The sequence below is a fragment of the Micromonospora sp. ATLC20 genome, from assembly GCF_057196585.1.
Genome location: NZ_JBXUOV010000247.1, coordinates 1 through 6,464 on the forward strand (window position 1 = coordinate 1; position 6,464 = coordinate 6,464).

At 74.4% G+C, this 6,464-nt stretch carries 7 protein-coding genes; 6 read left to right on the top strand and 1 reads right to left on the bottom strand.

Translation table 11 applies throughout. From position 1 onward, the window contains the following. Window positions 1-35 precede the first annotated feature (35 nt). Window positions 36-944 carry a helix-turn-helix domain-containing protein gene (locus tag AC2CHG_RS29025; protein WP_357209732.1) on the bottom strand — a complete coding sequence of 303 codons (909 nt, stop codon included), beginning with the start codon at window positions 942-944 and terminating at the stop codon, window positions 36-38. Window positions 945-1,259: 315 nt separating this feature from the next. Between AC2CHG_RS29025 and AC2CHG_RS29030 the strand changes: the two genes are divergently transcribed. Genes AC2CHG_RS29030 through AC2CHG_RS29055 form a run of 6 tightly spaced genes read left to right on the top strand, consistent with a single transcriptional unit; the run spans window position 1,260 to window position 6,360 of the window. Then, window positions 1,260-1,640 (top strand): cupin domain-containing protein, encoded by a 381-nt coding sequence (locus AC2CHG_RS29030; RefSeq protein ID WP_262015003.1) that lies wholly within the window; start codon window positions 1,260-1,262, stop codon window positions 1,638-1,640. Further along, window positions 1,633-2,991 (top strand): class I tRNA ligase family protein, encoded by a 1,359-nt coding sequence (locus AC2CHG_RS29035; RefSeq protein WP_484525994.1) that lies wholly within the window; start codon window positions 1,633-1,635, stop codon window positions 2,989-2,991. Before AC2CHG_RS29030 ends, AC2CHG_RS29035 begins: the two co-directional genes overlap by 8 nt. After that, window positions 2,984-4,027, top strand: a complete 1,044-nt coding sequence (locus AC2CHG_RS29040) for an NAD(P)/FAD-dependent oxidoreductase (RefSeq protein WP_484525995.1) — start codon at window positions 2,984-2,986, stop codon at window positions 4,025-4,027. The genes AC2CHG_RS29035 and AC2CHG_RS29040 overlap by 8 nt, the downstream gene beginning before the upstream one ends. Beyond that, window positions 4,027-5,286 (top strand): lysine N(6)-hydroxylase/L-ornithine N(5)-oxygenase family protein, encoded by a 1,260-nt coding sequence (locus AC2CHG_RS29045; RefSeq protein ID WP_262015006.1) that lies wholly within the window; start codon window positions 4,027-4,029, stop codon window positions 5,284-5,286. Before AC2CHG_RS29040 ends, AC2CHG_RS29045 begins: the two co-directional genes overlap by 1 nt. Continuing rightward, window positions 5,277-5,666, top strand: a complete 390-nt coding sequence (locus AC2CHG_RS29050; protein WP_366626225.1) for an avidin-fold protein — start codon at window positions 5,277-5,279, stop codon at window positions 5,664-5,666. The genes AC2CHG_RS29045 and AC2CHG_RS29050 overlap by 10 nt, the downstream gene beginning before the upstream one ends. Next, a complete protein-coding gene (locus AC2CHG_RS29055; protein ID WP_366626223.1) occupies window positions 5,659-6,360 on the top strand; it encodes a LysE family translocator in 702 nt (233 codons plus the stop codon). Before AC2CHG_RS29050 ends, AC2CHG_RS29055 begins: the two co-directional genes overlap by 8 nt. The last annotated feature ends 104 nt before the right edge of the window (window positions 6,361-6,464 follow it).

Here is a 6,464-nt window from a genome sequence, read left to right on the forward strand (position 1 = left end):
GCCCCGACCAGGGCTGACGGGCGGCACCCGGTCCGTCACCGGAGCTGGCGGGCCACCTCCGCCAGCGGCAGCCGGGGCTGGACGGCCGCCCGGGCGGCCACCACGGCGAGCGCCCGGGGCACACCGGCGCAGTGCGCGATGATCTCCCGTACCGCCGCACGCTCGGCGGTGAGGCGACGCTCGCCGAGGCGCGCCGCCAGCAGGTCCCACGCCTCGCCGGCGGCCAGCTCGTCGACCACCACCGGGCACGCGGCCTCACCGACGACCAGGCCGGTGAGGCGCTTGCGGCTGGTCACGACAACCATGCAGCCGGGTACGCCGGGCAGCAGCGGCCGCACCTGGTCGGCGTCGCGGGCGTCGTCGAGCACGATGAGCATCCGGCGCCCGGCGAGCGCGCTGCGGTAGAGCCCGGTGCGCGCCGCCGGTCCGCACGGGACCCCACCGGGTACGTCGAGCGCCTCGATCAGGCCGCCGAGCGCCTCGGCCGGCGCCACCGCCGGCCGTACCGGGTCGCTGCCGCCGAGCTGGACGTGCAGCACCCCGTCGGCGAACCGGGCGGCCGACCGGTGCGCCCAGCGCAGCGCCAGCGCCGTCTTGCCGATGCCGGACCGGCCGGACAGGACGCACACCACCACGCTCGACATCCGCCGCGGCCCGCCGTCGAGCAGCCGGTCGAGTTGCCGCAGTTGTGCCGAACGGCCGGTGAAGCCGGGAATCTCCAGCGGCAGCTGCATGGGGCGGATCCGGGCCGCGGCCGCCGGGTGGGCGGGCAGGCCGAGGACCTCGCGGAGCAGCCGGACGGTCGCGGGCCGCGGACGGGTCACCCGCGACGACTCCAGGTTGCGGATGCTCCGGACGCTCAGTCCGGTGCGGGCGGCCAACTCCTCCTGGGTCAGGTTGGCCATTCGCCGTGCGGTAGCGATCTCATGACCCAACGTATCCATGTAGCCGATCACAGCGTCGTCTCCGTACCGGTTCTGGTGGATTCGTGACGGTGGACCACCGATGCCGCGGCCACTGAGCGGGCAGTCAGCGGCCACATTGCCGGTGATCTGCCGGTGAAGCTCCTGTTGGCCAGACGAGGTTAAGTCCACAGTGGGTCCGACGCTATCGACCGGAGTCGAATCGACGGTCGACGAGACGGGCCCTTCCCGGCATCGGTGCAGCGTCGCAGAAGCAGCACTTCCGGTCACTCTCCGCAAACCTCAGATCCGTCCGGCGCGGGCCCGGAGGGCAGCGCGCCGACCAGGAGGACGAACATGCGAAGGTACGTCAGCGACACCGCCGAACTCACCGACGAGTACGGCATCCGGATCGGCCGCTGGACGCAGTACCGCGATCTCGGCCCGTTGCCGTTCGACGCCATGTGGTGCGTAATCCCGCCCGGTGGCAGCAGCAGCGAGGACATCCACCCGGAGGTCGAGTTCGCCGTGGTGACCCGCGGCACGGCCATCTACGAGGCGGGTGGCGAGAAGGTCGAGGTGCCGACCGGCGGCGTGATCCTGCTCGAACCCGAGCAGAGCCACGTCATCCACAACCCCTCGCCGGAGCAGCCGCTCACCATCCTCAGCATCTACTGGATGCCCCGGCCCGGCGACTCGGCGCAGGCCGGTGCGGACGCCGGGACCGGCCGTGACTGACGCCGCCACCGGCGCGGTGCTGGTGGTGACGCCACCACCGACGCCGAACGGGCCGCTGCACCTCGGGCACCTCAGCGGTCCGTACGTCGCCGGGGACATCGCGGCCCGCGCGCTGCGCGCCGCCGGCCGGCCGGTGGTGACCCAGTGCGGGCTGGACGCGCACCAGAACTACGTGCTCGCCCGGGCGCAGGCGCTGGGCGAGACCCCCGCGGACACCGTCGCCCGATACGGGTCGTCGATCCACGCCGCGCTGCGCGCCGCCCGCATCCGGTACGACGTCATGGCCGACCCGCTGGCCGACGCCGGCTACCGCCGGGCGGTGGCGCGCCTGCTCACCGAACTGGTGGAGGCGAAGGTGGTGGAGGTCGCCCCGGTGTCGCTGCGCGCCTGCGCGACGTGCCGCCGGACCCTGCACCACGTCCGGGTCGCCGGGCGCTGCCCGGCCTGCGGCGCCGGCGCGAACGGCGGCACCTGCGAGGGCTGCGGCGGCTTCTGCACCGCCGCGAACCTCGTCGGCGCGCGGTCGACCTGCTGCGACGCGGCACCCGAACCGGTCACCCACACGGTCCCGGTGCTCCGGCTCGACGACCACCGGGAACGACTCGCCGAGTTCTGGTCCCGCGCGGTGCTGCCGCCCCGGCTGCGGCGTCTCGTCGCGTCGTACCTCGACGGCGGGCTGCCGGAGGTGCCGCTGGCGTACCCGACGGACTGGGGCATCGAGTGGGACGACGGCCTGCGCATCGACGTCTGGGCCGAGATGGCCCTGGCCAACCTGCTGCTGCCCGCCCGCCACCTGCGGCCGGACGCGGACACGCTGGCCGGGTACCTGGACGCGTGGCGGGACGTGGACGAGCAGTGGATCTTCCTCGGGGTCGACAACGCGTTCTACTACGCGCTGCTCATCCCGGCCCTGCACCTGGCCGCCGGGCTGCCCGACCGGCCGACCGGTCTGGTCGTCAACGAGTTCTACCGCCTCACCGGCGCCAAGTTCTCCACCAGCCGCGAGCACGCGATCTGGGCGCACGAGTTCCTGTCCACCGAGGACCCGGCGGTGGTCCGGGCGTTCCTGAGCTGGGACCGGCCGGACAGCTACGAGTCGGACTTCCGGCCGGAGGCCTACGAGGCGTTCGCCGCCCGGTACGCCGCGACCCTCGCCGGCACCACCGCCGGGCTGGACGGCGTGCTCGCCGACACCGAACTGACGCGCGGTGAGCAGGCGCTGCGGCCGGAGCACTTCGATCCGGCCACCGCGGTCCGGGCGGCGCTGGCCGCGTACCCCGGTCGGCCGGAGCGGGCGGCCCGCCTGCTCGGCGTCGTCGGCGGCGCGGAACCGGCGGGTTCGGATGGGTGAGCCGCGCGTGCTCGTCGTCGGCGCGGGCCTCAGCGGCGTCCTGCTCGCCCGGCGGCTGCGGGACGCGGGCGCCGACGCGGTCCTGATCGGTCCGCACGACTGTGGTCCGGACGGGCGGCCCGCCGACGCGACGGCCGCGTCCGGCGGGATGGTGCGGGCCTTCGAGCCCGATCCGGCAGGCCGGTCCCTCGCCGCCGCGAGCCTCGCCGAACTGCTGGCCGATCCGTCGCTCGCGAGAGCCGCCGGGTGGCGGCGGACCGGCTCGCTCTACCTGCTCGACGCCGGGGCGGCGGCCGGCGTGGACGGCGCCGAGGTGCTCACCCGGGACGAGGTCGCCGACCGGTTCGGCTTCGCCGGACTCCCGGACGGCACGGTGGGGATCTGGGAGGACCGGGCCGGCTACCTCGACCCGGACCGGCTGCGCCGGACCGTCCTGCGTGGCCTCGGCCGGACCGAGAGCACACCGGTGGCCCGCCTCGACGACCGCGTGGTCGAGCTGCGCGACGGCCGCCGGCTCACCGGCGACCTCGTCGTCGTGGCCGCCGGGGCCTGGACGCCGCGCCTGCTGCGCGCCGCCGGGTTGCCGGCCTCGCTGCGCACCAAGCACATCCAGTACGCCCACCACGTCACCGGCCGCGCCGATCTGCCGTGCTTCGTGGACGAGTCCAGCGGCCTCTACGGCCGGCCGGCCGGTCCGGGGCGGGTGCTGCTCGGTCTGCCCAGCGACCGGTGGGACGTCGACCCACCGGCCCCGGAGCCGGACGCCGCGCTGGCGGCACGGGTCCTGACCGTGGCGGCGCGGCGGCTGCCCGGCCTGGACCCGCGACCGGCCGGCCCGCCGGTGAGCGCCGCCGACTGCTACAGCGAACCCGCCGGTCTGGCCCTGCGCCACGTGTCCGGCGCGGTGCACACCTTCACCGGCGGCAGCGGCGGCGCCGCCAAGACCGTCCTGGCCGCCAGCCGGCTCGCCGCCACCGCCCTGCTGAACACCCGAACCGCTATCCCTGTCCCCCACGGCCAGACAGAGGAAGACTGATGACGCAGACCTTTCACACAGTGGGAATCGGCGCCGGGCCGGCGAACCTCAGCCTCGCGGCGATGTACGACACCCTCGCGCCGCACGACATCGCGCTGTTCGAGGCCCGCGACCGGCCGGGCTGGCACGACGGGATGCTGCACAGCGGCGTCCGCATGCAGACCGGCTGGGTCAAGGACCTGGTCTCGCTCTACGACCCGACCCACCCGCTGTCGTTCCTCAACTACCTGGTCACCACCGGCCGGGTGTACGCCCTGCTGGGCGCCGGGTTCGACACCATCCCCCGGATCGAGTACCAGCAGTACCTGGTGTGGGCGGCGGGCCGGCTGCCGCGCATCACGTACGGCACCCGCGTCGACCGGGTCGAGTTCGACGGCGCGCTGGTCAGCCGCAGCGGCGGTGCGGAGGTCGCCCGCTCCCGGCACCTGGTGCTCGGCAGCGGAACCGTCCCCTTCGTACCGGAGTTCCTGGACGCCCTCGACCCGCGGCACCTGTTCGTCGCCGACGAGCTGCACCAGCGCCTCGCCACGGTGCCGGACGAACCGGACCTGCCGTGGATCGTGATCGGCAGCGGACAGACCAGCGCGGAGTGCGTCGCGGCGCTGCTCGCCCGCGGGTGCCGCGACATCAGGTGGATCGGACGGCGGTCGTGGTTCGCCCCGCTGGAGGACTCCCCGTCGGCGAACGACCTGTACCGGCCCGCCTACCAGGAGGCGTTCCTCAACCTGTCCCGGGACGTGCGGGAACGTCTCGTCTCCGGTCAGATCCTGACCAGCGACGGGATCTCCCCGGGCACGTTGCGCGGCATCTACCAGCACAACTACGAGGAGCGGCTGCGTACCGGCCGGTTCCCGGTGACGATCATGCCGAGCCGTACCGTGACCGGCGCCCGGCAGCTCGACGGGGAGGTCGAGCTGGAGTGCCTGACCGCCGGCAGCGGCGAGGAACGGCACCGGGCGGTGAACCTCGTCGTCGCGGCGGGACGCCGGCAGGCGCCGCTGCCCTTCGACCCGGAGCTGACCGCGCTGATCGACCTGGACGAGCGCGGTGAGCCGGTCATCGAGTCGGACTACTCGATCCGGTGGAAGCACGCCGACGACCACAAGATCTTCGTGCTGAACCGGGGGCGGTACGTGCAGGGGCTCGTCGACTCCAACCTGAGCATCCTGCCGATCCGCAGCGCGATGATCCTCAACTCGATCGCCGGCCGCACGGTCTGCCGGTTCCGCGACGACTACCTGAGCACCCGATGGGCGTGAACGCGATGACGTCGTTCGACTACGACGACCGGGTCTTCGTCTCCGTCGACCACGCCGGTGACGCCGACCCGCTGCGGGGGCACTACCACCAGCGCGGCGACCTGGTCTGGGCGGAGATCTCCGGCGGCCCGGTACGGCACGGCCGGCTCGCCGGCACCTGCGACGCGCAGGGCGTGGTGCGATTCGCGTACGTGGAGGTGCTCACCGACGGCAGCATCGTCGTCGGCGAGTGCGAGTCGCGGCCCGAGCTGCTGCCGGACGGCCGGATCCGGCTGCGCGAGCAGTGGCGCCGGCACGGGCCGCACCGCGACAGCGGCGTCTCGGTGATCGAGGAGGCCGTCCCGGCCCGCGCCGAGGCGAGGGAGGAGCAGCGTGTCTGACATCCAGATCGTCAGCTTCGTCGCGGCGAGCCTGCTCATCATCATCGTGCCGGGCGTCGACTTCGCCCTGGTCACCCGGCAGACCGTGCGGTACGGGCGGCGGGCCGGGTTCGTGGTGCTGGCCGGGCTGTTCGCCGCCGCGCTGGTGCACGCCTCGCTCGCCACGGCCGGCCTGTCCGCCCTGCTGGTGTCGTCGCCGGCGCTCTACACGGTGCTGCGCGTCGCCGGTGCGCTGTACCTGCTCTACCTGGGCGGCACCATCCTCTGGGCCACCCGGCCGCGACGGGCGACGGCACCGGCCACGCAGCCGGTCCCGGTGGGCGTAGGCGGCTCCGGGCCGGACGCGGACACCGGCCCGGCCGCCGCGCCGGAGACGGTGGCCGCCGACGAGCCGCACGTGGCCCGCCGCTCGTTCGTCATGGGCGTCACCAGCCAGCTGCTGAACGTCAAGGTGGTCGTCTTCTACGTCTCGTTCGTGCCGCAGTTCGTCAAGCCCGGCGACGGCGCGGCGGCCCGCACGGCGGTGCTGGCCGCCACGTTCATCGGCCTCGCGGTGCTCTGGTGGGCCTGCTACATCCTGCTCATCGACCGGTTGCAACCGTGGCTGACCCGGCCGTCGGTGCTGCTGGTGATCGAGCGGCTGACCGGGCTGATCCTGATCGTCCTGGCGGTACGGATCGCGCTGAGCCACTGACCCGCACCCGTGGGGGGGGCCGGCGGGCGGGCGCGGGGCCCCCCCCCGGCGCGGCGGGCGCGCGGGGGGGCGGCCGGGCGCCGGGGGGGGGGGGGCGTCGCCCC